Annotated in this window: 27 protein-coding genes and 1 pseudogene; 21 read left to right on the top strand and 7 right to left on the bottom strand. The window is 70.1% G+C overall.

The features are described from left to right. Nucleotides 1-15: 15 nt before the first annotated feature. The 4 genes and pseudogenes from ABZ479_RS29860 to ABZ479_RS29845 form a co-directional block, all read left to right on the top strand. Complete coding sequence (locus ABZ479_RS29860; RefSeq protein ID WP_500464457.1) at nt 16-819, top strand: IclR family transcriptional regulator; 804 nt, start codon at nt 16-18, stop codon at nt 817-819. A gap of 729 nt (nt 820-1,548) precedes the next feature. Further along, nucleotides 1,549-2,766, top strand: coding sequence for a pyridoxal-dependent decarboxylase (locus ABZ479_RS29855; RefSeq protein WP_500464456.1), 1,218 nt, complete (start codon nt 1,549-1,551; stop codon nt 2,764-2,766). A gap of 167 nt (nt 2,767-2,933) precedes the next feature. Then, nucleotides 2,934-3,308 (top strand): hypothetical protein, encoded by a 375-nt coding sequence (locus tag ABZ479_RS29850; RefSeq protein ID WP_500464455.1) that lies wholly within the window; start codon nt 2,934-2,936, stop codon nt 3,306-3,308. A gap of 126 nt (nt 3,309-3,434) precedes the next feature. Continuing rightward, nucleotides 3,435-3,743, top strand: a pseudogene (locus tag ABZ479_RS29845) (transposase); the annotation flags it as partial. Between the two features lie 15 nt (nt 3,744-3,758). On the opposite strand, the gene ABZ479_RS29840 reads toward ABZ479_RS29845, so the two are convergent. Next, nucleotides 3,759-4,082: a hypothetical protein gene (locus ABZ479_RS29840; protein ID WP_500464454.1), complete on the bottom strand. Its 324-nt coding sequence runs from the start codon at nt 4,080-4,082 to the stop codon at nt 3,759-3,761. A 799-nt stretch (nt 4,083-4,881) separates the two neighbouring features. Between ABZ479_RS29840 and ABZ479_RS29835 the strand changes: the two genes are divergently transcribed. The 7 genes from ABZ479_RS29835 (at nt 4,882) to ABZ479_RS29805 (ending at nt 10,296) form a co-directional block, all read left to right on the top strand. Then, nucleotides 4,882-5,256, top strand: coding sequence for an SH3 domain-containing protein (locus ABZ479_RS29835; RefSeq protein WP_500464453.1), 375 nt, complete (start codon nt 4,882-4,884; stop codon nt 5,254-5,256). 80 nt (nt 5,257-5,336) lie between these two features. Continuing rightward, nucleotides 5,337-6,563 (top strand): MFS transporter, encoded by a 1,227-nt coding sequence (locus tag ABZ479_RS29830; protein ID WP_500464452.1) that lies wholly within the window; start codon nt 5,337-5,339, stop codon nt 6,561-6,563. Further along, the gene (locus ABZ479_RS29825) at nt 6,554-6,931 is read left to right on the top strand and encodes an SH3 domain-containing protein (protein ID WP_500464451.1); all 378 of its coding nucleotides are present in this window, start codon (nt 6,554-6,556) and stop codon (nt 6,929-6,931) included. The genes ABZ479_RS29830 and ABZ479_RS29825 overlap by 10 nt, the downstream gene beginning before the upstream one ends. Nucleotides 6,932-6,960: 29 nt before the next feature. Beyond that, nucleotides 6,961-7,806 (top strand): isopentenyl transferase family protein, encoded by an 846-nt coding sequence (locus tag ABZ479_RS29820; protein ID WP_500464450.1) that lies wholly within the window; start codon nt 6,961-6,963, stop codon nt 7,804-7,806. Then, nucleotides 7,794-8,420, top strand: coding sequence for an LOG family protein (locus tag ABZ479_RS29815; protein WP_500464449.1), 627 nt, complete (start codon nt 7,794-7,796; stop codon nt 8,418-8,420). The genes ABZ479_RS29820 and ABZ479_RS29815 overlap by 13 nt, the downstream gene beginning before the upstream one ends. Continuing rightward, on the top strand, nt 8,414-9,607 hold the full coding sequence (locus ABZ479_RS29810) for an MFS transporter (protein WP_500464448.1): 1,194 nt from the start codon (nt 8,414-8,416) through the stop codon (nt 9,605-9,607). Before ABZ479_RS29815 ends, ABZ479_RS29810 begins: the two co-directional genes overlap by 7 nt. Continuing rightward, nucleotides 9,604-10,296: an HAD-IA family hydrolase gene (locus ABZ479_RS29805; RefSeq protein WP_500464447.1), complete on the top strand. Its 693-nt coding sequence runs from the start codon at nt 9,604-9,606 to the stop codon at nt 10,294-10,296. Before ABZ479_RS29810 ends, ABZ479_RS29805 begins: the two co-directional genes overlap by 4 nt. Nucleotides 10,297-10,382: 86 nt before the next feature. Here the strand turns inward: ABZ479_RS29805 and ABZ479_RS29800 are convergent, their stop codons facing one another. The 3 genes from ABZ479_RS29800 to ABZ479_RS29790 form a co-directional block, all read right to left on the bottom strand. Next, nucleotides 10,383-10,601, bottom strand: a complete 219-nt coding sequence (locus ABZ479_RS29800; RefSeq protein ID WP_500464446.1) for a hypothetical protein — start codon at nt 10,599-10,601, stop codon at nt 10,383-10,385. 25 nt (nt 10,602-10,626) lie between these two features. Then, nucleotides 10,627-11,856: an MFS transporter gene (locus tag ABZ479_RS29795; RefSeq protein ID WP_500464445.1), complete on the bottom strand. Its 1,230-nt coding sequence runs from the start codon at nt 11,854-11,856 to the stop codon at nt 10,627-10,629. A gap of 341 nt (nt 11,857-12,197) precedes the next feature. Next, entirely contained in the window at nt 12,198-13,535 is a 1,338-nt protein-coding gene (locus tag ABZ479_RS29790; protein WP_500464444.1) for a helix-turn-helix domain-containing protein, read from the bottom strand. A 209-nt stretch (nt 13,536-13,744) separates the two neighbouring features. Between ABZ479_RS29790 and ABZ479_RS29785 the strand changes: the two genes are divergently transcribed. The 9 genes from ABZ479_RS29785 (at nt 13,745) to ABZ479_RS29745 (ending at nt 21,430) form a co-directional block, all read left to right on the top strand. Beyond that, nucleotides 13,745-14,302 (top strand): hypothetical protein, encoded by a 558-nt coding sequence (locus ABZ479_RS29785; protein ID WP_500464443.1) that lies wholly within the window; start codon nt 13,745-13,747, stop codon nt 14,300-14,302. Then, complete coding sequence (locus tag ABZ479_RS29780; RefSeq protein WP_500464442.1) at nt 14,299-14,823, top strand: dCTP deaminase; 525 nt, start codon at nt 14,299-14,301, stop codon at nt 14,821-14,823. The genes ABZ479_RS29785 and ABZ479_RS29780 overlap by 4 nt, the downstream gene beginning before the upstream one ends. A 37-nt stretch (nt 14,824-14,860) precedes the next feature. Beyond that, nucleotides 14,861-15,400, top strand: a complete 540-nt coding sequence (locus ABZ479_RS29775) for a dCTP deaminase (RefSeq protein ID WP_500464441.1) — start codon at nt 14,861-14,863, stop codon at nt 15,398-15,400. Further along, the gene (locus ABZ479_RS29770) at nt 15,397-15,879 is read left to right on the top strand and encodes a cytidine/deoxycytidylate deaminase family protein (protein ID WP_500464440.1); all 483 of its coding nucleotides are present in this window, start codon (nt 15,397-15,399) and stop codon (nt 15,877-15,879) included. Before ABZ479_RS29775 ends, ABZ479_RS29770 begins: the two co-directional genes overlap by 4 nt. 12 nt (nt 15,880-15,891) lie before the next feature. Continuing rightward, the gene (locus ABZ479_RS29765; RefSeq protein WP_500464439.1) at nt 15,892-16,788 is read left to right on the top strand and encodes a class I SAM-dependent methyltransferase; all 897 of its coding nucleotides are present in this window, start codon (nt 15,892-15,894) and stop codon (nt 16,786-16,788) included. 46 nt (nt 16,789-16,834) lie between these two features. Next, nucleotides 16,835-17,911, top strand: coding sequence for an NAD-dependent epimerase/dehydratase family protein (locus ABZ479_RS29760; protein WP_500464438.1), 1,077 nt, complete (start codon nt 16,835-16,837; stop codon nt 17,909-17,911). Beyond that, a complete protein-coding gene (locus tag ABZ479_RS29755; RefSeq protein WP_500464437.1) occupies nt 17,869-18,900 on the top strand; it encodes a Gfo/Idh/MocA family protein in 1,032 nt (343 codons plus the stop codon). Before ABZ479_RS29760 ends, ABZ479_RS29755 begins: the two co-directional genes overlap by 43 nt. A 37-nt stretch (nt 18,901-18,937) precedes the next feature. After that, nucleotides 18,938-20,491, top strand: coding sequence for a glycosyltransferase (locus ABZ479_RS29750; RefSeq protein WP_500464436.1), 1,554 nt, complete (start codon nt 18,938-18,940; stop codon nt 20,489-20,491). A 72-nt stretch (nt 20,492-20,563) separates the two neighbouring features. Next, on the top strand, nt 20,564-21,430 hold the full coding sequence (locus ABZ479_RS29745) for a glycosyltransferase family 2 protein (RefSeq protein WP_500464435.1): 867 nt from the start codon (nt 20,564-20,566) through the stop codon (nt 21,428-21,430). Between the two features lie 17 nt (nt 21,431-21,447). Here ABZ479_RS29745 and ABZ479_RS29740 read toward each other — a convergent pair whose 3' ends face one another. The 3 genes from ABZ479_RS29740 to ABZ479_RS29730 all read right to left on the bottom strand — a co-directional run bounded on the left by ABZ479_RS29740 (nt 21,448) and on the right by ABZ479_RS29730 (nt 24,669). After that, the gene (locus ABZ479_RS29740; protein WP_500464434.1) at nt 21,448-22,269 is read right to left on the bottom strand and encodes a phosphotransferase; all 822 of its coding nucleotides are present in this window, start codon (nt 22,267-22,269) and stop codon (nt 21,448-21,450) included. A 462-nt stretch (nt 22,270-22,731) separates the two neighbouring features. After that, nucleotides 22,732-23,382 (bottom strand): hypothetical protein, encoded by a 651-nt coding sequence (locus ABZ479_RS29735; protein WP_500464433.1) that lies wholly within the window; start codon nt 23,380-23,382, stop codon nt 22,732-22,734. A 390-nt stretch (nt 23,383-23,772) separates the two neighbouring features. Then, nucleotides 23,773-24,669, bottom strand: a complete 897-nt coding sequence (locus ABZ479_RS29730) for a LysR family transcriptional regulator (RefSeq protein WP_500464432.1) — start codon at nt 24,667-24,669, stop codon at nt 23,773-23,775. 140 nt (nt 24,670-24,809) lie between these two features. On the opposite strand from ABZ479_RS29730, the gene ABZ479_RS29725 reads away from it, so the two are divergent. After that, complete coding sequence (locus ABZ479_RS29725) at nt 24,810-25,703, top strand: SDR family oxidoreductase (protein ID WP_500464431.1); 894 nt, start codon at nt 24,810-24,812, stop codon at nt 25,701-25,703. Nucleotides 25,704-26,303 lie beyond the last annotated feature (600 nt).

Raw genomic sequence — 26,303 nt, 5'->3', positions numbered from 1 at the left:
GGGGCTCGGGGGTAAATGGGGATCCAGCAGGCTGGCAGCAGTCGCGGCGGCAGTCGGTCAGGCCGCGTCTTCGCTGTGCAGGCCGCGTTCGCCACGATTGGCCGCCCCACCGCCCGCCTCGCCGAGCTGGCAAAAGCCTCCGGCCTGGACGACTCCACCGTCAGCAGAATCCTGTCAGCGGGCGTCTATGACGGCTACTTCGTGCGACCCGAACGCGGCGTCTACGGTCTCGGTCCGGGCACCGCCCGCCTCGGATTCCAGGCCTCCGTCGCATACGGACACGACGGTGTCACCACCAACGAACTGCAGGAACTCCACCGCGCCACTGACAAGGGCCTGGTGTTCCTTTACATGGCCAGCCCCTTCGGCCTGAGCCGGCAGTGCGTCGACATGGCTGTCGGCGACGACGCGCTGGAACTCGGCTGGACACCCCGCGACATGCTCTCCATCACCCGCTCCCTGCGCGTTGGCGCGCCCGGCAGGGCGATCCTCGCCTATCTGCCGCTGCCGATGCAGAAGCAGGCCCTCGCCGCCCCGATCCCCGCCCGGGCGGGCCCGGGCGCATTCCGGGACGAGGACGAACTGCACGCGTCACTGGCCGCCATCCGCGATACCGGCTACGCCGCCGGATATGAGGAGTGCGTGGCCGGCTGGCACTCGGTGGCCGCACCGATCTTCTGGGACGACTCGGTGATGGGCAGCGTCCTGCTACTCAAGCCCGCACAGGAGATGCCCGAGCCGCCCGAGGAGTACATCGCGGCCATCAAGGCAACGGCTGCCGCGCTCAGCCGGACCGCCGGTAATTGGCAGGCCTCATGACCCGGGCGCTCGCCGCCACACCTCCGGCGACGGACAGCGCCGAAGTGAAATCCGATGGCGGGCTTTTTCCACACGATGGAAAGAGACCCGTGCGAGGCCGTCTGCCCCATGGCCCTCGTGAGCCGCGTACGTAACAGTGGTCTCACTCGGCGCCCGCCTCCCTCTTGGCGGGCGCCGGTCCCGATCTCCCGGGCCAACGCCCGGGCGCACGACTTCCGGCGGGGACGGCAGACCCTCCGCCGGGGGAATGAAGGACTGGTCCGATCCTCTTGGAGGTGCGATCGGGTCAGCCTAGGACCGTCCCGCTTGGGGGCGTGGTCGGTCCAGTTCGCCGGCACCCCCAAATTGGCGAGCGAAGGCGCTTCCGGTGGGCGTGAGCTCCCGTCGGAAGTGGTCCGGCCGGTGCAACTGGGGGCTCTTCGGAGCTAAACGCCCCGGCTGGACCACCTTCGTCTTCCGAAGCCCGGGCCCGCATCCTCCCGTCGGACCCGATGCCGGTGGCCGGTGCCCCGTCCCACCCCTCCCGGGACGGCACCGGCCATCCGAGCAGTGGCCCCTGGTTTCTCCCAGCGAAATCACCAGCCTCGCGTTCCGCGCACCGGAAGCCACACCGCGCCGCTTCCGCCAGCCGTTGCCGCCGTGATTCCGCAAGCACAACAGTGAGGGCTCAGCCCCCGCCCACTGGTCGCAGCCGCGGGGACCGCCTTCGAGCATCAAAGGCCCCCGCCCATGACCGTTCTGGACGACGCCCTCCCCACCACCGGCCGGACGACCTTGCAGATCGGCAGCCTGCCGCACGACTCCGGCCAGGACACCAGGCAGGTCCTGGACCTGGTCGACCGGCTCCGCAGGGAGAATCCCCGCATCCTGGGCTACCCCGGCAACCGCGCATTCGACTTCACCGACCTCGCCCCGGCCCTGGCCGTCATCCCCAACAACGTCGGCGACCCGACCGCGGGGGACCCGGACGATGTCACCCACACCAAGCCGTACGAGCAGGCCGTCGTCGACTTCCTCACCCGCGTCGCTCGAGGCGAACCGGAAGACACCTACGGGTACATGACCGCCTCGAGCACCGAAGGCTTACTCGCCGGCCTCTACACCGCACGCCGCCGCCTGCCCCGCGCACCGCTGTACGCCAGCGACCAAGCCCACTTCTCCGTCCACAAATGCGCCGCGCTGCTACGCGTGGAACTGGTGACCATCCCCAGCCTCCCCGACGGATCCATGGACCCCGCAGCGCTGCACGCCGCGTGCCGCGCCCGCCGCCGCCGCGACACCCTCAGCGGCCGCCTCGCCCCACGCGGCGCGATCGTGCTCGCCACCATCGGCACCACCATGACCGGCTCATGCGACAACCCAATCGCCCTACGGGCCGCGGCCACCGCCGCCGGCGAGGTCCACGTCCACGCCGACGCCGCCTGCGGAGGCCTACTCGCCGCCTACGCCCCAACCCCCCGCTCCTGGGGCTTCGACGCCGGCAGCGACAGCCTGCAGATCAGCCTCCACAAAGTCATCGGCAGCCCCGTGCCCGCCGGAGTCGTCCTCACCCGCAGCGAACTCGTCCCCGACCAGCACGCCGGCGCGTACGTTGGCGGCATCAGCGACCGCACCCTCAGCTGCTCCCGCAGCGGCCTCGCACCCCTCATCGCCTGGTCCGCGCTCCGCCGCACCGGCGAAGCCGGACTCTGCGCCCAAGTACGCCGTTGCCAGGAGACCGCCGCCTACGCCGTCGAGCGGCTCGAGGCGCTCGGGTGGCACCCGTGGCGGTTTGACGAGTCGTCCATCACCGTCGTCTTCGATCGCCCATCCCGGCAGGTTCTGGACCGCTGGCACCTGGCCAGCGAGGGAACGCGCAGCCATCTCGTCACGGTGTCGCATGTCACCAGGCGCGCGATCGATGCACTCTGCCGGGATCTCATTCACGAACCAACACAGCCGAAGTGATCGTGCCCCACCCGCGCCCAAGGTGCTCCTAGACGAGCTTTCTCCGACCAAGCGGGGGAGGACGGTTGACAGCAGGGTGATCCGTCGAGGCTATCCGTATCACCCGTGCGGAGCAGCCGAGCGTGACAACAGCGGTCCGGCAGTCAGCGAGTGTGTAGCTTGGCCGCATGATCCGTGTACAGCACGTTCTCGAGTGCGACTGGCCCCAGTGCGCCGCAACGCTCACGACGCCGTTCGCCAACGAAACGGACGTCAAACAGTACGCTGCCGAGCAGGGTTGGGTGTACACACCCTGCGACGCTGTGCAGTTCTTCTGCGGTACATGGGAAGACGGCAAGCGCACGGGACATGGCCAGCAGGTTCTCGATGGGCACTGGCCTGCTCTGATGAAGGTGCCCGGAGAAAAGGGGGGACCAGGGTTCTTTGTGGGCTGCTTCTGCGGCTGGTCGGAGACCGGAATGGTGACGGCGTCGACGCAGACCGGGGATCAAGCCCGGACGATCTGGTCTCAGCACCTTCCCCAAGCCGTCGACGCCGCATAGGGGTTCCGCCGCGCACCTACATGCACCTGACGACGGTGAACTGCGCGGTAGCCGACGATCCCCACAGGTCGAAGCAGAGGCCCACTTCGAGTTGAGCCCCATCAGTAGACCTGGCGGCATTGCGATAGGCCGGACAGCATCGCCGCTGACAAGGCCTACAGCAACCGACCGTGTCGGGAGTACCTGCGACGCCGGGGCATCCCGCACACGATCCCGGAGAAGGCCGACAGCCAGGCCACCCGCCTGCGAAAGGGCGCACACGCCGGCCGGCCACCGGGGTTCGACGACGCCCGCTACAAGAAGCGCAACACCGTCGAACGAGCCATCAACAGGCTCAAGAACCACCGAGCAGTGGCCACCCGCTATGACAAGCGTGGCTACGTTTTCCTCGGCACCATCACGGCGGCAAGCCTCGTCCTCTGGCTCCGCACATGACCGACCGGAGAGTTCCTAGGAACTCGCCTCAACCGGTGCGTTGTTGTGAGCGACCATCAGCTGAGCCATCCGGTGCAACCGAGTCCATACGTGCACGCTGTCATGTTCAGCCAGCTCGGGAAGGACCCTTTCAATCTCGTCAGAGATGATCCTCACGGTCGCCATCCCCCGCTCGTGGAGGGAGCCGCCATTGGTGATCCACGTGTACGTGCAGCCCTCCATCCGGGTGTAAATCGACACTAGATCGACGCCCGCCACCGCAAGGCTGTTCCACCTGCCGTCCCACGGCTCATCCAGCAAGCATGCAACCACGGCTACAGGGTCTTCAGCAGCATCCATACCCACATTGTCGCGGGCCGCGCCGTCGGCGAGAAGCTACGGCCGATCACCGCTGCCTGAATCCGCATCCGGCGCAGACGGGCCCGAGCACGAGGCGCATTGATCGACCGGACAGCTCACCTGTTCCTGACCGAGCAACGAACCTGCCCAAAAGCCCCTGCCAGGGCCTGACCCTCTACCAGGCCCTGGACCTGCTCCAACACCTCCTGGCCACCTGGACCGGCACCTGCCCAACCTGCCGACAACCCACCCCATGGCAGCCCTACGACACCACCTAACAAAGCCCTACTAGAGCGGCTCGTTAACAGCAGGCCATCCTGCGCGCCCTTCGCTGACCAGGTGGCTCAGGAGCCGCCGCCAGCGTGTCCGGCAAACCAGACGTTCAACTGCAGCCCAACTGGCCCCTGGTGACCGAACACAGGCGGTCCCCCCCGGTACCCAGAGCGCTTAAACAGTCGAGAGCCTCGACCGCCGACCATTTCCACTGATTGAAATCACCATCGGAGAGAAATTTCAAGCAGCGGAATGTGCGATGCCCTCACGCTAACCGCATACACGTCGCATCGTTTCCGAAGCCTGAAAATGAAGCCTTTTCGGTTTCGAAGAATGAAAGCGGGAACTGCGTGTAGCCGCTTCTGATTGATGCGCCCTTCCCATTCGCGGTCCAGTGGTGGTCACGCGGTGCCGCAAGCCGGTCTTCAACGGGACGATCCACCGGCTGCGGCCATCGCACTCCACTTCTTCCATGCGACTGCTGCTCGCCCACCAGGGCGTAGACACGGCAGGGACGGGATCCACTATGAAGATCGGGCACACAGCCGCAACGGTTGCCGCCGCGGCGGCCCTCATCGTCGGGGGGAGCGTGGCGCTCGCCCCGACCGCATCGGCCGTCGGCTCCAGCGCCTGCACCTATAACCCGACGGACGTCACCTTCAAGGTCAACGCCAACGGCCTGAACCTGCGGACAGGGCCATCGACGGGCTACACGTCGGTGGGGCTGCTCTACAAGAGCGACGGCTACATCTTCAAGGTCCAGTGCTACGCCGCCAAGAACCAGTGGGCGTACGGCTACCTGACGAAGAAGAGCAAGTCCGGTCTGGCCAAGGGACGGACCGGCTGGGTCTCCAGCCCCCTCATCACCTGGGACTCCCGCGACTTCGGCTGGCCCTACTGACGGTTCATCCTCCAGGACGGTACTCCGCTGCCTCTCCGGACTACTGCTGTCCGCCCTCTCTTCGCCAGGAGCTCGCTGCGATGACTCTGCCCGCAACAGGGCCACGGCGCCTGGCCGCAGCCCCAGTGGCTGTCGGCTATGGCGCGGTGCTGCGCACTCCTCACGTGGCGCGGCTGATGCTGGCCACGCACGTCGGGCGGTTGCCGTGCGGGATGACACCGGTGGCTTTGCTCTTCGTGGCGGCCGCCGACGGGGCGAGTCTGGCGCAGCGGGGGATCCTCGCCGCGACCTATGGGCTGGCGGCCGCGCTCAGCCAGCCGCTGCTCGGGCGGCTGGCCGATGCGCGGGGTCAGGCGCTGCCGCTGGCCGGCGGCGCCACCGTGTCGGCCGCGGCGCTGGTCGCGGTTGTGTTCCTGGACGCCACCAGGTGGCCGGCCGCCGTGTGTGTGGTCGTCACGGGCGTGGCCAGCCCACCGTTGGAGTCATGCCTGCGCGCGCTCCTGCCCACAGTGCTCGGCGGGCGTCCGGCAGCGGTGAAAGCCGCGTATGCGCTGGACTCCAGCGCGCAGGAAGGCGTCTACGTGGTCGGCCCGCTCCTGGCCACGGTGCTGGCGACCACGATCTCCCCGGGCGCCGCTCTGCTCACCGTCACGGTGGTAGGCCTGGCCGGTGCCCTCGGGGTCGCCACCTCACGGCCCTCCCGCAGCTGGCAGCCACAGCCCCGCCGTGACCGCGACCTGCTCGGAGCCCTGCGGCCGACCGGGATGACAGCGGTCCTCGCCGCCTACTTCTGCGTCGGCGTGGCCCTCGGGGCCTTGAACGTGGCGGCCGCAGTATCCGCGGACCGGCACGACGCTCTGTGGCTGACCGGCGCCCTGCCGGCGGCCCTGTCGCTGTCCGGGATCACCGGCGGCCTCATTTACGGCCGCTGGGCCTGGCCCGGCAGCCGCACCACCCACCTCCACGCGCTCGCCGCACTCTTCGCACTGGCGTGGATCCCTCTGCTCATGGACCCGCCGCCGATCCTTGCGCTCGCGCTGATCGCCGCCCCGGGCGGGATCTTCCTACCGCTTCTGACCGTCGGCTACCAGGCCGTGACCGACCTGGCCGCGCCCGGCACCGTCACCGAGGCCATCGGCTGGCTGGTGTCCGCCATCAACTGCGGCTTGGCACTGGGCACCGCGCTCGGCGGCCGCATCGGCGGATTCCACCTGTGCGCCGCCGCGGCCCTCGCAGCCGCCCTCACGCTCCTGACCCACCGCAACCCCATCAGACCTCACCACCGGGAGACCTCCCCATGCGCATGACCACCAAGGCCGTCACCATCGCCGCGAGCGCGGCCCTTCTCCTCGGCGGCGGGCTCGCTCTCGCCCCCACCGCGTCCGCCGTCGGCTTTAGCGCCTGCACCACCAACATCAAGGACCAGGACGTCTGGCCGATCACCAACGGCCTGCGCCTGCGGACCGGCCCGGGCACCAGCTACACCGCCACCGGGCTGCTCTACACCTCCGACCGGCTCACCGCCCGCTGCACCAAGGGCAGCTGGTACTACATCAGCACCGACAAGAAGACCAAGACCGGCCTCAAGGCCGGCACCTACGGCTGGGTCAGCGCCTCCTACCTCGACACCCAGATGTGCCTGCCCGAGAACGTCGAGTGCCCCTACAACCGGTGACCTCCTGACCTCGGCGCTCCCATGAGCCGGTGCCGCTGTCCCGGGCCACCCCAACGCCCTTGTCCACGCCCGGGACGGCGGCACCCACCACCCACGACCGAGCCGCTGCGACGGCGGGCGGCAGGAGGCACACCTTGATCCCGATCCATCTCATTCTCGGCCCTACCGGGGTCGGAAAGACCGGCCGCTCGGTCACGCTCGCACGCCGGCACAACAGTCCGGTCCTGGTGCTGGACCGAGTGCAATGCCACCCGCAGCTCGCCGTCGGCTCCGGCCGCCCCACCCACGACGAACTGCAGGACACCGTCCGCTACTACCCGACCGAGCGGCCGGTGCACCACGGCGTGATCACCGCTGGCGACGCCGTCGACCGCCTGGTCCACCACCGCAAGATGCTGGCCGACAGCGGCGCCGACCGCCTGATCCTCGAAGGCGGCTCCATCTCCATCCTCGCGGAGCTCCTGACCCGTGGCGACTGGTTCGAGGACGCCACCGTCGCCGTCGAATGCTGGCTGGAGTCCAATGCCAGCGCGTACGAGGCCCGGGTCGAGCAGCGCGTCGAGCAGATGCTCGGCTACGGCGACGTGACGGGCCGGACCCTGACCGACGAACTCGCCGACCTGTGGCCCATCGCCGAGGCCCGGCCCCGGCTGTACAACATCGCCGGATACCGCGAGGTCATCGACCTGTGCGCCGCCGAGGGCCTGGACCCGATGCACCTGCGCGGCCTCGCCGCCCGGCTACGCCGCGCCCGCTTCGCCCCGGCCATACGCGACGCGCACCTGGACTACGCGCGCCGACAGCGCCTCGCCCTGGCGGCGGCGCTTCCGGAGCTGGCGGAGCGCGGATTCGGGGTGACCTTGTGCGAGATCTGACCGCTCCTGCCCCGCCCGTCCTCGACACCCCGGTCGACCCCGGCCGGCCGCTGCGGTTCACGGTGTTCTGCGGTTCCGCCACCGGCCTGCACCCCGCCTACGAGCACGCCGCCCGCACCATGGGCGGCCTGCTGGCCGCGGCCGGCATCGAGATCGTCTACGGCGGCGCCCGCATCGGACTGATGGGAGCGTTGGCTGACACCGCCCTCTCCTCCGGCGGCCGCGTCACCGGTGTACTTCCCGAGGTCCTCAACCGCGCGGACATCGTCCACCCCGGCCTGACGCATCTGGAGATCGTGGCCGACATGCCCGCCCGCAAGGCCCGGCTGTGCCAGCTGGCCGATGCCTTCCTCGTCTTGCCCGGCGGGCTCGGCACGCTGGAGGAACTCGCCGAGATGTGGTCCTGGGCTCAACTGGGCCTCCACACCAAGCCGATCGCGCTGCTCAACACCGCCAGCTTCTTCAGCCCGCTGCTGACCTTCCTGACCAGCGCTCAGCAGGCGGGGTTCCTCGCGATCCGTGACCGCGACCTGGTGGTGGTCGACGGCGAACCAGCCCGGCTGACCACCGAAGTCCTCGCCCAACTGACACCCGCCGAGGCCAAGCCATGCTGACCACCACCGCCCCCGCAGCTGCAGCATCCGTCGTCCACGATGCGCCACCCGTCGCCGCCAGAAGGCTGCTCACCGGCTACTTCGCGGGACTCGGCGCGCTGATGGCGATCTGGGGCGCGAGGATGCCCGCCGTCCAGGCCGCCGCCCACCTGTCCGCGGGCCGCCTGTCCCTTGTACTGCTCGCGGCTGCCGCCGGAATGGTTGCGGGCCTTTACGCCGGCGGCCGAATCGGCCACCGGCACGGCCCTGCCGCGCTGTTGGCCGCACCGGCCGTGGCGCTCGCCGTCGCGCTGGCTGCCCTCGGTGCCTGCCGCACCCTGCCCGCCCTGATCGGGTTCGCGCTCGTCTTCGGTCTGGCTCACGGGCTGCTGGACGTCGGGGCCAACGTCGCCGCGGTGCGCTGCCAGGACGCCTACGGCCGCAGCATCATGTCGTCCCTGCACGCGGGCTTCAGCCTGGGCGCGCTCTTCGGGGCAGCCGCAGCCGCCGCCACCGCACACACCGGGCACGGCCGCGTCTTCCTCATCGCCGGCCTGGGTGCCGCCGCGGCGGCGCTGCTCACCGCCCCCGCCGCCCGCAGCGTCACCGCCCTCACCCCGCGCCTGCCGGAGACGCGGACAGCACCGCAGGAGGCTGCCGCTCCGAAGCACAGCCGGGCCGAGCTGTGGTTGCTCGGCGCCCTGGCCGCCGCCGCCTTGCTGGGTGAGGGTGCGGCCGCCGACTGGTCCGCGGTCCACCTGCACGGACTGCACTCCACCGCCGCGGTGTCCGCGTCGGCCTACGCCATCTACAGCGCCGCCATGGCCACCGGCCGCCTCGCCGGCGACCGCCTCACCAACCGATTCGGCGCACCCACCCTGGTCCGAGCAGGCGCGCTCCTCGCCACCGCAGGCCTTGGCACCGGACTGCTGCTCGGCACCACCTGGGCCGCACTGGCCGGCTGGGCCGCACTGGGGCTGGGCCTGTCCACCACGGTGCCCGCGCTGATCACCGCCGCCGGACGGCACGGCCCCCGCGCGGTCGCCGCCGTCACCGCCACCGGCTACGTCGGCCTGCTCGCCGGACCAGCCGCCATCGGCGCCCTCGCCTCCCTCACCGGTTCCCTGCCGGTCGCTCTCGCACTCCCCGTCCTGCTCGCCGCGGCCGTCGCCGCCTCCTCCCGACACGCCCTGGAGCCCTCCCGATGACCCACCATCCCCCCGCCGACACGTTCGAAGCAGTGGTGTTCGACTACAACGGCGTGATCGGAGTCCAGCCACCCGCCGAGGCCTGGGACCGCCTCGCCCACCTGGCCGGCTGGCCCCCCGACCGCACCCCCCAGTTCCAGCAGGCCTTCTGGGCCAGGCGCCCCGGCTACGACGCCGGCGTCACCACCAACGCCCAGTTCTGGTCCTCCGGCCTGGTCCTGCGAACCGACCGCACCTTCGCCGACCTGCTGCCCGACCTCATCGCCACCGACACCGCCATGTGGACCGAGGTCGACCCCGCCGTCGTGCACCTGCTGCGCGCCGCCCACCGCGCCGGAACCCGAATGGTGCTCCTCAGCAACGCACCGCACACCGTCGCGGACGCCCTCGACGTCGCCGAATGGTCCTGCAGCCTGATGTCCCGCACCGTCTACAGCGCCCGCATCGGCATCAACAAGCCCTCCTCCAAAGCCTACGAAGCCGCACTCGCCGCCGCCGGATGGCCCGACCCCTCCCAGACGCTGTTCGTCGACGACCGCGCCGAGAACACCGAGGCCGCCGCGCGGCTCGGCATGCGCACCCTGCACTACACCGGCAACCTCGCCGAGCTCGCGGCGCACCTCCCGCAGCCGCACCCCGCGCCCGCGGTGGTCCGGCCGGTCGGCGCCGTATCGTCGGCGGCCGCCTGACCCGCCCCACACACGAGCCGGGCGCGACCAGGGCCCCCACCCTGGCCGCGCCCGGCTCTTCGCTGTGCGCCTGGAGGTTCCGGTGTCTACCACCACCAGGGCATGCGCAGGCCCAGGTGAGGTGCGCCGAGGTCGGGCAGGGCTTCGAGGCCGCAGCTGGTCGGCGTGCGCGCAGTCGAGGTGCGGCGGCCAGTCTTGACGGCTGGCGCGTCGGACGTGGGGGCGGGCGAAGGCTCGGCGACCTGCTGTGCCGGCACCTTTGAGGGGTCGGTGGGCCAGGGCAGATTGCGGAAGTTGGCGGTCACGACGAAGTCCTTCCGGATGGCGGGTTCAGCGGACGCCCGTGCTGAGGCGCAGGGCCCGGGAGAGCGGGAGGCACGCTGCGACACCCAGCAGGGCGCAGCCACCCAGCAGCGCGGCGACCAGCGGTCGGCCACCGGCATGCAGCGCGAGGGCGATGCCCAGCGGCGGCAGCGATGCGACGGCGGACGAGGCGGAAACCACCGCCTGGTAGCGACCGACGGCACCGTCCGGCGCGGCGGTCGACAGGTACGCGCCGACGGCGATGCTGTAGCAGACCTCTCCGGGGACCAGGGCCGCGCAGGCAATGGAGTAGCCGAGCGTGGTGTGCTGGAACGCGGCCAATCCGATGCCTGCGCCGAGGATCGCGGTCCCGGCCGCCAGGACGACAACGGGGGAGAACCGCAAGGTCTCACCGCGGCCGATGAGCAGGCGCGTCATCGGCGGGGTCAGGGCCAGGACGGCGACGGTGTTGGCGATCATCGCGGTGCCGTACGCCGTGGACGGCAGCCCGTCGGCAGTCATCAGCAGCGGCAGGACGGACACCATGCCCCACGCGCACACCATGGCCGCCACGGACACCACGGCGACCCAGCGAAGGCCTCGGTCGGCGAGGACCTGGCGGAAGGTGACCTTGGCGCGCGGCTCGCCTGGCGCCGTCCGTTGGGCGGCCGCGAGCCGGAGAGCCAGCAGGGCGAAGGTGGCGCAGACGGCGGCGTTGGCGAGGAACAGCGGCTTGTAGCCGTAGTGGTGGGCGGCGTAGCCGCCGAGGCCGCCGCAGACCGCGATGCCGACGTTGATCGTCCAGTACAGGGCGGTCTGTGCCCGGGCCCGGGCGCCGGGTGAGGCGATGTGCATGTTGATCGCGGCTGAGACCGCCGGGCGGTAGGTTTCCATGGTCAGCCCGAGACAGACCGACACGAGCAGCAGCGCGGGCAGCGACGCCACCAGTGTGAGCGCGACGCAGGACAGTGCGGCGAAGCCCATCATGACGGCCAGGGCGGTGCGCTGGCCGGCGCGGTCGGTGAGCTGACCAGAGATGGCCTGGCCGATACACCAGCCGACACCGAACAGGCTCATGGACGCCCCGGCGGCAGTGGTGCCGTACAGGCCGGCTACGTGGTAGCCAAGGAAGTCCCAGGCAAAGCCCCCTGCTTTCACCAGCAGCGAGGCGGCGATCAGCGCCCAGACGGTAGAGCGGCCTGCCCGGGCGGGCGCTGCGTGCCGGGGGAGGGTGGGGGGTGCATCGGTGGTGGCCACGGGCCGGTCCCCTTGCAGATCACGGATGGGTGCGGGCAAGGAAGAAGGCGGCCGCGGGGCGCGGCCGCCTTCTGACCAGGGGAGCGGGGGCCCTTAGTTGGGGCGGGCGGCCCGGTTCGGACGGAGCGCCCGGTTCGGACGGGCGGAACGGTTCGGGCGGTCGGCGCGGTTCGGACGCATGGTTCCTCCGTGTGCGTGTGTGGCCCCCGGATGTGGGGACGGACATCACGCTAGGGAGAGCGCATGGCGGTGGGAACTCGCGCAGGCCTCGGGCACGGTTGTGCGTTCGGCAGGCGAAATGATGAGACGGCAGCTTCCGCCCACCGGAATCCGCGGGTCGGTCAGGCTACGTGCAAGGAGGTGGCAACGCGATCGCGGAAGTCGCGCACCACGGGAGTAGCGGCGTGGGGGAGCATCTTTGCGGCGAGGTCACGAAGCGGGCCGGTGGTGCGATGTGAGCTGATCTCTTCGGTGAGGTCGAGGGCTCGGTTGGCGGTAGCGCAGGCGCGTTCGAGGTCGTTCTGGCGCCATTGCGCGTCGGCTTGGCGGGTGAGGTAGAGGGCGTGGGTTCGTACCCGATCCGCGGGATACAGCGCTGCGGCCTGGGCGAAGGTCGTCTCCGCCTGCGCTGCGCGGTCCAGGTCGAGTTCGCAGGAGGCGCGTGCGGCGAGCAGTTCGCTCTGGTCGAACCAGTAGGCCCATTCGGGGTCTGTGTCGCCGGTGGTGGCGCTGGTGGCGAGGAGTTCGGTCGCCTGGTCGAGGTCCCGGAAGCACGTCGCGTCGCGTTGGTGGGCGCGGGCCCTGGCGCGGCGGGTGAGGAGCATGGCTTCGACTTTGGGGGTGGTGCGGCCGCGGGCTGCTGAGACGGAGGCGGCCGCCATGGCTTCGGCATCGTCGGGACGCCCGCAGTTGTAGGCGGCGGCGCACCAGAAGGCGAGGATGTGGGAGCCGAGGATGGTGTCGGAGGCGGCGTGAGCGCAGCGCAGCGCCGATTCGAAGACGGCGTCGGGGCAGTGGGACTGGACGTCGAAGACGGCCCAGGCGTGCATGCGGGCGAGGTCGGCGGCTGCGCTGTAGAGACGCTGGCCGTGGGTCTCGGTGTAGCTGCGGTCTTGGAGAAGCCGCACGACCATGCCCATGGCGGCCTGCGTTTCCTGGATGACCTGTCCGCCGCCGTCGGCATCGTCGGTGTGGCGTAGTTCGCGGACCTGGCGTTCGATGTGTGCGACGGCGGCTTCGCCGATCCGCCGGCCTTCGGCGATCTGCCCGGCAGCGGCGGGGTCGGCCGTGAGCCAGGACCACAGCGAGGTGGTCAGCGTGGCGCCGGTGACGAGAGCGAAGGTCCTCCGGTCTATGTCCATGTCACTCCCAGACACCTCGTTCAGGGACTGCAGGGCACCTGGGGCGTCCCAGGTGTAGCAGAGGGGCTGAAGCGCCGGGTCTGCGGCCAGCCAGTTGGGCCACGGCCGGTCGGTGACCGCATCGTCAGGAATACCCAGCAGCTCTGCGATGAGAACTCGCGTCGGGTGGTCCGGGTCGCGGCCGTGCTCCCAGCGCCAGACGCCATCCTTGCCCGTTCCCACGGCGACGCCGCGGGTGGCACCTAACACGCACAAACGGCGCGCGAGTTCGGTTCGCGTCCAGCCGCGGGCTGTCCGGGCTCGCTCCAGAAGATGCATCGCTGCTCCCCGCTCTGCCACTGCTTCCGCACGCAGATGCCTTGACGGTAGCGACCCGCCGGGACGGGCGGAAGTCGGCTCGGGGGTGCTCTCGGGGTGCTCTCGACGGCACCCGGAGCGCACCTGCTTGATCTCTTCACCGGCAGGTCAGGGGCGGTCATCGTGGCTGGACGAAGCGTTCGTGCCGGGAGAGCAAGGAGATGATTGCGATGGGTAGGTTGGCGCTCTACGGTCGGCCAGGCGCCGGCAAGTCCACGCTCACGCACCTGCTCATTGAGCAGTGCGAGGAAGCCGGCCTTCAGGCGCTCGTGGTGAAGCTCGGCGCGCCGCTGTACGAACTGCAAGCCCTCATTCACGCCATGGCCGGACAGCCGATGCTGGCCGGCGGCCAGCAGGACGGCCTGCTACTCAATGACCTGGGCGCGCACCTGCGCAGGATCAATCCCGATGCGCTGACGGCTCCCTTCGCAGCCCGGGTGGCACAGGCCACCAGCGTGATGCCCGATGTGGTGCTGGTCTGCGACGACGTGCGGGCCCCGGACGTGGAAGCGGTTGTCGCGCTGGGCTTCACCTTGGTGGAGGTGACAGCGCCCGAGGATCTGCGCCGTGCCCGCAAGCTGGCCCGTGGGGACTTCTCCGCGGGGGCTGACAGCCACCCCACCGAGGCCCCCTTATCAGTGACACCCGCACTCCGTATCGGTAACGACAGGACGCTGGAGCACCTGCGCGCGCGGGCGGCCCACCTCGTTCACGAGGTACTGCGGTGATCCTGACCGGCCGGGAGATCGCCCGGCAACACGCCGCAGGGCTGATCCACATCAACCCGTTCCACGAGGACCAGCTCAACCCGAACAGCTACAACTACCGGCTCGGCCCACTGCTGCGCACACACCGCGCCAGCGTCGTGGACACCCTGGGCGAACACGACCTCGACGAGGTCGCGATCCCGCCGGAGGGCATCGTCTTGCACCCGGGCCGGGTGTATCTGGGCACGACAGTGGAGTCCATCGGCAGCGAGCACTTCGTGCCGACGCTGATCGGCCGGTCCTCCCTCGGGCGTCTCGGGGTGTTCCTGCAGATCTCCGCCGACCTGGGCAACCTTGGCGCCGTACACCGCTGGACCCTGGAAATCGTCGTGGTCCAGCCGATCCGCCTCTACGCGGGCATGATCGTCGGGCAGGTCTCTTTCTGGATGCCCACCGGGCCGCGCCGCCTGTATCAAGGGCACTTCGGCCAGTTCAGCCAGGCCGTGACCCCTCACCCCTCTCTGCTGGCCACCGGCCGTTGACGTTCCCGCACGCCGACCCGCTACAGACAGGCATTCCATGATTCTCACCGGCCGGGAGATCGCCCGGCAGCACGCCGCCGGGCGCATCCACATCGACCCGTTCCACGAGGACCAGCTCAACCCGAACAGCTACAACTACCGGCTGGGCCCGGTGGTGAAGACCTACCGGCCCGAGGTGCTGGACGTGGCCCGCCCCAACGAGGTGGAGACCGTCACGATCCCCGACGACGGCATGGTGCTCTCCCCGGACCGCATCTACCTGGGGCACACGGTCGAGACGATGGGCAGCGCCCACTACGTGCCGATCATCCGAGCCCGGTCCGGCATCGCCCGCCTGGGCCTGTTCGTCCACGTCACCGCCGACCTGATCGACATCGGCTCGGTGAACCAGTGGACCTTGCAGCTGCATGCCGTGCAGCCCGTGCGTGTCTACCCGGGGCTGCTGATCGGGCAGGTGACGTTCTGGGAGACCACCGGAGAGATCACCCTGTACGACGGCAAGTACCAGCACTCTCAGGGCCCGGCCGAATCGCAGATCCACCGCGACTTCCGCCTCCTTGCGGGAGCCCGGACATGACCGCCGCGAGGCCTGCGGGCGGTATTCCGGCGTGCGGCGACGAGGTCAGCGGCCGTCTGGTGACCGCCGCCTATGACGTCATCGCTGCCCGCTACGTGCTCGCCCGGCACCAGATCGGCGCCGTGCTCCTGGACGCCGACGGCGAACTCCACGCCGGGCTGCACCTGGACGCGATGGTAGGACGCGCCGCGGTGTGCGCCGAAGCCGGCGCCCTGTCGGCGGCACGACTGGCCACCCAGGCCCCGCTGATCGCCGTCGCAGCCGTCCGCTACCCCAAGCCCACCGAGACCGGCCCGGCCCGGATCGTGCCGCCCTGCGGCCTGTGCCGGGAACTGCTCCTCGACTACGCCCCCGGCCTGCAGGTGGTGATCCCGATCAACGGCTACGGCCAGGCCGCGGCGCTGGCCAGTCTGCTGCCACACAAGTACGTCGGAACCAAATGGCCGGCCCCGTCCGGGGCCGGCCCGGCCACGAACTGAGAGGTGACATCAATGGACTTCCGGACCCCCGAGCTGGAGGAGATGGCCGCCGAGGTCATCCCCGGCGACCACTTCCGGCTGTCCGCGCAGGACGCCCGGGACAAGTTCTTCGCCACCAGCTGGATGCTCGATGAGAAGCAGCTGGTCCACAACCGGTTCCGCACCAACCCGCGGTCGATGCTCGATCACCTGCTGGACAACCTCGCCCTGACGGGCTCGGAGGAACTGCTGGACCTGGGCTGCGGCAACGGCTTCGTCCTGGAGCACCTGCGCCCGTACCTGGCCGCCGGACACATCGTCGGTCTGGACATCGCCCCCGGCGTGCTGGCGGCGGCCCGGCAGAGGCTGGAAGGCGTCGCCACGCCGTGCGAGTGGTACGAGGGCAGCGCCGATGACCTCTCGCGTTTCGCCACCGACTCCTTCGACCGCGTCATGGCGAACTACATGATGCATTACGTCCCCGACATCGGCCGCTGCCTGGCCGAGGCCCGGCGGGTGCTGCGGCCGGGCGGCCGCTTCATGCTCACCACCGACCGACCGGACTCCATGGTGGAGATGTACCAGGTGCACTTCGCCGCCCTGACCGCCATGAACGCCCCCCAGCGGTTGTTCAAGGCCACCCCCAAGGCCCGGATCTCCCTGGAGAACGGGCACGGCCAGCTCGCCGGGCACTTCGCCAGCGTCGAGACCAGGACCTGGCAGGACCAGCTGCAGTTCGCCACGGCGGAGCCGTTCCTGCGGTTCTACCGCGCCCACAACTACTGCTGCGCGGCCTCCGAGCCCGGCGACCTGAGCGAGGACTTCTTCACCGAGCTGGAAACACGGGTCCGCGCCCAGGTCCAGCAGGTCATCGACGACCGCGGCTTCTTCGCCGTCACCAAGTTCACCGGCTCCTTCATCTGCCGCTGACCCATCCCCACCAGCGCCCCAGACCCCCGCAAGGAGGCAACCTGCCATGACCCGCCACGCCCTCACCGGCCGCCGCGTCCTGCTCACCGGAGGAGCCGGCCTGATCGGCCGCCAGGTCCACGCCCAGCTCCAGGCCGCAGGAGCGACCGTGACAGTGCTGGACAACCTCAACGCCAGCGACCGGGCCACCTACGCCCTGTGCGGCGTCCACCCCGACGCCCCAGGCCTGGCCGTCGGCAGCGTCCACGACGCGCCGCTGGTTCGCTCACTGGTCGCCGACAGCGATTATGTGATCCACGCGGCAGCGCACTCCACCGTCGCTGGCTGCCTCGCCGATCCCGACACCGCGTTCGCCGCCAACGTCGCCGGCACGGAAACCGTGTTGCGGGCCGTCGCCGACTCCGGTCACCTCACCCGCCTGGTCTTCCTGTCCTCCGCGCAGGTCTATGGCCACGGCACCGGCAGCCACACCCACGAACAGGTCTTCACCGAAGGCTCCCCGCTCCGGCCACTGAACCTGTACGCCAGCGCCAAACTGTGGGGCGAGCACCAGACCCGCTTCCTCCTCAGCCACGCCGGGGTCGACTACACCATCCTGCGCCCGTTCTCCGTCTACGGCCGCGGGCAGATCCCCAAGCCGAACGCCTTCAACTGGGCCATCGCCCAACTGTCGATGTACGCCGCCATCGGCGACCCGCTGCCCCTCAACCACGGCGGCCGCCAGATCCGCGACTTCCTCCACGTCAACGACGCCGCCACCGGAATCCTCCACGCGCTGACCGCACAGGAGGCCTCCGGGCAGACCCTCAACCTCGGCACCGCCCACACCACGTCGATCGCACAGGTCGCCGAGATGATTCGCTCCCACTACCCGCACGCCCGCATCACCGAAGGCGCCCGCAGCGCCCAGGACCCGCTCGGCGGCCGCGCCGACACCACCCGCATGACCGCCGCCCTGGACTGGCAGCCGCGCATCACCGTCAACGACGGCATCAGCGACTACGTCCGCTGGCTGCGCGACACCCCCAACGCCATCCCGGGCTGGCTCCGCGAGGAGGGCAGCCAGCAGCGCCTCGCCGCATGGAACGCCGTCGACACGGCCGCCAAGGGGGTCCGCTCGTGAGGCGCCGCCTGCGATGCGCAGTGATCGGTCTTGGATGGGCCGGAGGGGTGCACTGCCGGGTCCTGCGCGAACTCGACGGCGTTGACCTGGTGGCCGTTGCCGACACCGACGCGGCCCTCCGCGCATCCTACGACGGCATCCCGGCCGTTCCCGGCATCGAGGACCTCCTCGCCCACGACCTGGACTACTGCGTGATCGCGACGCCCACCACCACCCACGAGCGGCTCGGACTGGCCCTGGCCGACGCCGGGATCCACGCGCTGATCGAGAAGCCGCTCGCCGACTCCCTGCCCGCCGCACTGCGTCTGACAACGGCCTTCGACTCTGCCGGCCTCATCGCCTCCGTCGGCCACACAGAGCGCCGCAACAGCGCTATCACGGACGTCGCCACGCGCCTCGCGCACGGCGAGTTCGGCGACATCTACCAGGTAAGCACCCACAGGCAAGGCCCCTTCCCCGACCGGATCAAGGACGTCGGCGTCATCCAAGACCTGGCCATCCACGACGTCGACCTCACCGCGTTCCTGACCGGCCGACCCGTCGTGCAGGTCACCGCTCACGCCCTGCATGTCAGCGGATCCGAACACGAGGACCTCGCCACCGCCGTCTGCCGGCTGCAGGGCGACCTGCCGGCCATCCACCACGTCAACCGGATCTCCCCGCTCAAAGAACGCCTCACCCTCGTGCACACCGCACGCGGATGCGTGGTTGCCGACGCCCTCGCCTTCACCGTCACCGTCCACACCAACGGCACCCCGCCCAGCCTCGACGGCTTCCCCGGCGTGACCATCGGACCTACCACGTCCTGGCACACCCCCCGCCGTGAACCCTTCGTCCTGGAACACCAGGCCATGCGCGACGCCGTGCTCGGCCTGCCGGCCGACATCGTGACCCTGCGCCAAGGAGCCGCAGCCGTCGGCGTCACCGAAGCCACCCTCGCCTCGGCGCGCACCGGCCGTCTCACCCCAGTCACGCCCCACGTGTGCTGACGCGGGCCCCCTCCCCATCCGTAGAACAAGGAGTCTCATGATCGTCGACAGCGTTGTGCAGTTCTTCCCCCGCGGCGGATCGGCGTACGTCGTCGCCTACGTCGCCCGGCAGATGGCCGCCCGCGGCGTCGTCTCTCGTGTCCTGTGCGGCACGCTCGGCGACCCGGGCGACTTCAGCCACGCCGAGTCCTTCTACGCGGGACTGCCCACAGCCGCGATGGACTACAACCCGGCCGCGGCCGCCCACCAGTGCGGTGAGCCGTCCATGGACGGGCAATCGCAGCCGTTCCACCCCTCCTACGAAGACCGCGGGCCTACAGCGCCGGACCGCATGTTCACCGCCGTTCCGCGCAGCACCCTCACGCACATCACGAACGCCTGGACAGCCCACCTGACCGCGTTCCGCAGCCCCTGCACCGACGTGGTCCACCTGCACCACCTCAGCCACCTGCAGCAGGCCGCGGCCCGCGCCTACCCGGGCGTCCCGCGCCTGACCACCCTGCACGGCACCGACCTCAAACTTCTCGACCAGGCCGCCACCCTCACCGCCCTGGCGCACGCCCTGGACGAACCGCTGGCCCGTCTCGCCCAGCTCCCACCCCCCGGCACGCCAGGCAGGGACTCCGCCATCACCACGCTGCTGCGACGCGCCACCAGCCTGACCGAGGACCAGCGCACCCTCCTCATCCAGTCCGACTGGCGGCTGTGGCGGCACACCGAAAGCTGGCTGACCGCAGTACGCCGCAGCCTGCCCCTGGCCGGCCGCATCGTGGCCGTCTCCGAAAGCGACCGCACCGAGATCCACCGCCTCCTCGGCGTCCCCGAACACGACATCACGGTGGTGCCCAACGGCGTCGACACGGCCCGCTTCATCCCCCAGCACCTCGGCGACCACGCCAAACTCGCCCACCTGCGACGCTGGCTGGTCGACGACCCCCGCGGCTGGCTCCCGGACAGCGCACCCGGCACCATCCGCTACACCGAGGCCGACCTGGACCGATTGACCAGCCCGGACGGCCGGCTACGGCCGATCGTCATGTGGGTCGGCCGGTACCAGCGCAACAAGCGCATCAACATCCTCATGGAAGCCTTCGCCGCCGCCCGGGCCAAGACGAGCACCAACCCGGCCCTGGTCCTGTGGGGCGGCGCCCCCGGCGAATGCGAAGGCGAACACCCCCTGCACACCGCCCAGCGCCTCGGCATCGCCGACGACACCTACCTGCTCGGCTACCGCGGCCACGACGAGCTCCCGGACGGCCTGAACTGCGCCGACCTGATGGTCGCCCCATCGGTGTGGGAATCCTTCGGCATGGTCTACATCGAGGCCGCGGCCTGCGGCACCGCCCCCGTGGCCGCACACATCGGCGGCCCCCTCGACATCCTCACCACCGCCGGCGAACACGCCAACGGCTGGACCGCCCGCCCCGATGACGCCACCGACCTGGCCCGCGTCATCGCCGACGCCCTCAACAACCCCGCTGAACGCGCCCGCCGCGCCGCCAACGCAGCCGCCCACGTCCACCGCACCTACAGCTGGGCCACCGTCACCGACGCCTACCTCGACCTCTATCGGCAGACCGCTCGCACATAGATGAACACCACACGACAGTCACGTGCCCATGACATGACCAATGGGAGAACCGAGGGCGGTAACATCCCGCAGATGAAACTCGGCGTGGTCATCCTCACCATGGGCAACCGGCCGACGGAGCTCGCCGCGCTCCTTGGCTCCGTCCTCGCCCAGCACGGAGACCCGATGCGCATCGTCGTCGTCGGGAACGGCACACCTCTGCCCACCCTCCCCGAAGGCGTCCAACCCTTCGAGCTCGACACCAACCTCGGCGTCTCCGGCGGCCGCAACGCCGGACTGGCCGCCCTGCGCGCCCATGGCGACGTCGACGTGGTGATGTACCTCGACGACGACGGCCTGCTTCCCGACCTCAGCACCGCCGACAAGGTCCGAGACCTGTTCGCCCTCAGCCCCGACCTGGGAATCGTCAGCTTCCGCATCGCCGACGAGACCGGCTTCACCCAACGCCGCCACGTACCCCGCCTCCGAGCAGGCGACCCCATGCGCGCCGGTGAAGTCACCACCTTCCTCGGCGGGGGAAACGCGGTCCGTATGGCTGTCGTCGACCAGACCGGTGACTGGCCCGAACCGTTCTTCTACGCCCACGAAGAAACCGACGTCGCCTGGCGGGCACTGGACGCCGGATGGCGCATCGAATACCGGCCCGAACTCGTCCTGCAGCACCCACGTACCTCGCCGACCCGGCACGCCGTGTTCTACCGAATGGTCGCTCGCAACCGGGTCTGGCTGGCCCGGCGACACCTGCCCGCGGTACTGGTGCCGATCTACCTCGCTGTCTGGGCAGCACTCACCCTCTCCCGCAGGCCATCAGCCGCCGGCCTGCGGGCATGGGTCGGCGGTTTCACCGAAGGCTGCCTCACGCCATGCCCGCCCCGGCATCCCATGCGCTGGCGCACCGTATGGAAGATGACGCGACTCGGCCGCCCGCCCATCGTGTGACCCCATCCGGCGCCCGACTACACCCCCAGAAGGGCTAGCAGCCGGGTCGCCTGCCGTTCAGCGGTCCCAGCGGGGTTGCGGTCGAAGCCAGGCCGTCCCGGAAGCAGCATGATCAGCCAGAGCAGTGCCAGCAGACGCCGCACGTCGCGTAGCCGGGCAGCTTCCATATCCGTCAAGGAGAAATGCCCCAGCAGGCCTTCAACGTCCAGGGTGCTGTCCACCCAGCCCGACGGATGCTCAGCGATCTCGGCGAGCTCGAAGACGCGATCGCTGCGGCCGGAGTCCTCAAAGTCGACCAACCGGACCACTTCCCCGTCAAAGAGGTAGTTCGCGAGGTTGCCGTCCGTGAGCCCGAACACCGGTACAGGATCGGCCTTCACCAAGTCGTCCAGCGGCGCAGCATCCAGCCACCGCCGACCCTCATAGAACGCCCGCTCAGTCTGCAGATCCGGCCCGAATAGCTGCTCCTGGGCACACCAGTCCTGTGCTTTGCTGACGGCCTTGGCCACGTTCCAGGCGCCCTCAGGGATCTCCGCAAGCACCTTCTGCGGAATCGCACCGTGCAAGGCGGCCAGCGCTTTTGCCAAAGCTGTCGCACTACGACCGGAGACCACGGTGCCGCGCAAAGGATGTCCAGCCAGTCGGGACATCGCCACGGTCGGCGGCTCACCCTCCAGGTCCGCGTCGAGGGGCTGCGGAGCCAGACCGGGGGCGTACCTGGCCAGCAGAGTCAACGCTCGCCACTCGCGCTGCGGCTCACCCCGAGCCCACGATGTGAACCGCTTGACCACCACGTCGGAGCGCATTTCCAACCCGTGGGTGTTGTCCTGCCCGGCCACACACATCTCCTGCTGCCTCGCCGGGGCACCTGAACCTCAGCCGCTTGCGACCCTACGCCACCCCAGCACTCACCAGGGCGAGACGACACCCCTTCAGCGCCGATAGATCGAGACACACGCTCACGGGCTCACGGCTAGCTCCGATCTTCCCCGCGCCGGCAAAACCTCGGGCACGCCGCATGGCCATCCGCGCTCCCTGGCCGTAGCGCACCGTCTACACCTCCATGGCAGCGCAAATCAGCGGCGCAACCTCAACTGAGGCAGCAACGAGCAGCGAGTCCAGGCGAAAGCCGTTGGAAGGGCTCACTTCGCTGATCAGCCTGGCTATCGCTTGGACGTCCGATGTCCCTGCTGGTCAAAGTCCCAGTTCGTTGACGCGCCGGGCCAATCAAGGCCGGCATCTACTGAGAATCTCCAGCGCGTCGACGTGAGACGCCACACTTCGTGACCACCGACCGGTTGTCACTCGTTTGCGGCGGCAACCTCCGCGTCGCCAGTTGAGGCGGAGTCGGACGGGGAGGTGTCTGCCGTGTAGTAGACCGTCCTACCCTGCCGTGAACGGTTGATCCGGCCTTTGGCGACCAGCTGCTCCAAGGTGTCGCGCACCACCGGGGTTCCCACCAGCCGGTCGGGAAGTGCCTCGGCAAGATCGCTAGTCACCTCGGCGGCTGTCCGGGGCTGCTTGTGCTGCAGCAGTCGCTCATGGATGACGGCGCCCAGGGTGGGGCCCTTGGCCGCTCCGGCAGCCTTTCCACGGGCGGCGCCAGCTGCCATCTTCCCGCGCCCGCCCCGTCCTCCGGCCTTGCCACGCGCGGTCCGGGGGGCGGGCACTCCCTGGGATTGCACACTCGCTTCAGCCGATCCGTCTTCGCTTCGAGTGGCACCCGCACCGGTAGCCGGCGACGCTGGCTGACCGGTCAGGGTGCTGCGCAGGTTCTCCAGCCAGACCGCCTCACGCTCCAGCGTGGCCAGGTGCTTCTGCCAGCGCTGAATGGCGTCGTGGGCCTCGGACCGGGCGGCGCTGTTGCGGGTCAGGTCGTCCTCGAGGCGGCGGACGTATTCCTCCTGGACGGTGGAGTCATCGGCTGGAGGGCTGGCGATGTCCTGGGGCATGGGCGTCTCGCTCTCGTCACGGAGGGTGTGCCTGATGCCGGATGGTACTCACCACGGGGCGCACGCAGTGGCGCGACTGAGATGAACGAAGCCAACCACCTGAACAACGACTCACCGCCGATCGTGCAGATCTGTTCAGTCCTAGCGGACTTGCCGGAGTCAGCGCCCAAGAGCCGACCGTTGGCCGCCTCGTAGGCGGGCTGGAATCGCTGGTAGTGCGCGGAGCAGTTCGTTGGGCGAGGCGCGTCTCTGGCCCCCTAGCGGACGCGTCACTGGTTGTTGGAGACGCAGCTGTTCCTGGTTGGGAGTCTTCGGTCGCAGCGAGGTCTTGTCGCGGCCAACAGTCCCTTCGGTGCAGGATGCGGCGCGGCAACTGCCCGGCATTCGTAACTACTCTTCAGAGCAGGTGCGTTCAGTCGGTGGGACCAAATGCCTCGCTGCCGCCCTGCGGAACGCAGCGAGCAAGGGGTGTCGTTCGCCGGATCTGGCGGCCAGCACGACCTGCACTGGCAGCGCGTCCGAGACGGGAACGCTCACGATGTCCGGGCGCAGGTTGGCTGCGAACCCGGCTGGCGCCAGCGACACCACCTCGTCACCCGCGATCAGTTCCAGCTTGTCCTCCAGAGTCTCCACCAGCGCACCTAGCCGGGTGTGGCCGGGCGGATTGGCCCCGCCACCGTCGACGCCCGCGAACCGGGGGAGCGTCTCGTCGGCGATGTCGTCGAGGGTGACCGACTCCTTCCCGGCCAGCCGGTGGCCGAGCGGGACCAGCAGGACGCGCGGCTCCTCGTAGAGCGGGGTGACGTCCAGGCCGTCCGGGGCGAACACCAGTCGCGCCGCGACTACGTCCACGTGGTGGTCGAGCAGCGCGTCCCGCGGCTCGCTCCAGCTCAGGTGCGCGGTGCGCACGTCGGCCTCCGGGTGCCGGTGGCGCAGCTCGCGCACGGCCGGGGTGACGATGAGGTTCGTGGTGTAACCCACGGTGAACGGGCCGTGTCCCGCGGCGGACCGGGCGCTCGCCACGGCTCGTGCGGCGGTCCGCAGTAGTTCCCTGGCTTGCGGCAGAAACGTCTCGCCAGCCTCGGTCAGCCGTGTTCCGCGCGGAGCGCGGTCCAGCAGCCGGACACCCAGCTGCTGTTCCAGGCGCCGGATCTGCCGGCTCAGCGACGGCTGCGCGAGCCGCAGCACCTCGGCGGCCCGGCCAAAGTGCAGCTCGTCGGCGACCACCGTGAAGTAGCGCACCAGGCGCAGCTCCAGGTCCGCCGGCGGTACGGGGGAATCGGTCACCAGTCGACCCTACTCCCGTCATGAGCTGCGGTGATAACCGATGGAGCATCGCCCGGTGCGGAACAGGTCTTGGACCGCGGGGCGGTGCGGGACGCAGGCTGGGGTCATCCCAGCAGGAACTCTCCGTGAGGTGAACAGTCATGCGTGTGTTCGTCACCGGCGCCACCGGGTTCGTCGGCAGCGCGGTCGTCCGCGAGCTGCTCGGCGCCGGGCACCAGGTGCTCGGCCTGGCCCGCTCAGACGCGGCCGAGGCGGCCTTGAAGGAGGTGGGAGCGGAGGCGTACCGGGGCGATCTGAACGACGTCACTGGGCTTCGAATCGCGGCAGAAGCCACGGACGGCGTGATCCACACAGGCTTCAACCACGACTTCTCTGACATGCCCGGCGCCCTGCGCACCGAGCTTGCCGCGCTCGCGGCGTTTGGCGACGCCCTCGAAGGCTCCGGCAGCCCCCTCATCATCAGCTCCGCCACCGGTGTACTCGCCCCCGGCCGCCTCGGCACCGAGACCGACGGCCCGCACCCGGCGGCGCCCGGCGCGCACCGCGGCGAGGCGGAACGTGCCGCGCTGGCCCTGGCCGGCCGTGGCGTTGGGGTCTGCGCGATCCGGCTCCCGGCGTCCGTGCACGGCGCCGGCGACCACGCGTTCGTCCCGCACCTGATCGGCCTCGCCCGGGACAAGGGCGTCTCCGCCTATCTGGGCGACGGCACCAACCGCTGGCCGGCCGTGCACCGCCTCGACGCCGCCCGGCTCTACCGCAAGGCCCTGGAGTCGGCCGACCCCGGTGCCGTCCTGCACGCGGCCGCGGAGGAGGGCATACCACTGCGGGCCGTCGCCGAGGTCATCGGCCGCCGCCTCGGCGTGCCGGTGGTCCCCCTCGGCGAGGAGGAGGCGGCCGCGCACTTCGGGTGGATCCTGCGGTTCGCCCGCAACGACAACCCGACGTCGGGCACCGCGACCCGGGAGCGATACGACTGGCACCCCCAACAGCCCGGCCTGCTGGCCGATCTCGACCAGGACCACTACTTCGCCTGACCCACCGGGAGAGTGGCGACTCGGCGTCCTGGTACGGAGCCTGGTGGCCTGCGGCTGGCTGCCCGGAAGGTCGACGCCGTCCTTCCGGGCGGGGGGAGTCAGCCCCGAGCGCTCCCGAGTAGGTTCGAACATGTGCGCGGCTGCACAGGGCGGCATGGCCTTCGGTAGCCGCAGATCGGTCGCGGTGGCGTGTCCGCCTTCCCGATGCCGCCGCCGTCACCTGTCCTGGGGCCACGCTGGAAACCTCGTGCCTCCGCTTGTCGTCCCGAGACGCATCGCGGATTGTAGGCGTTACCCGCCGGCAGCTCCGGCTTCTGGGGTGTGCACGTCTGGACGGCACAGGTACGTGCGGGACGGCGGGCCGTGGCGGAGTCGACCGGCTCCTCCGGCGGCGCCAGGTTGGCGGGGAGCGAACAACCGTGAGGTGGCCCGCCACCTCACCATCAGCGCACGGCCGCCTGCCACCTCCGACAGGCCTTGGCGCGGCTCGGATGCGCTCCGGAGATGGAGGGCTTCTCGCTCCAGCCGCCCAGCCCTGCTGTCACTGCCTCGAAGACGGGGTCGGTGACTGAGCCAGACACCGCGTCGCGGGGTGCTCCA

The organism is Streptomyces sp. NPDC005722 (assembly GCF_040630935.1).
In the GTDB taxonomy this organism is placed as follows: Bacteria; Actinomycetota; Actinomycetes; order Streptomycetales; family Streptomycetaceae; genus Actinacidiphila.
Note: the sequence above shows the minus strand (reverse complement) of the source record. Positions and strands in the feature narration are given on the sequence as shown.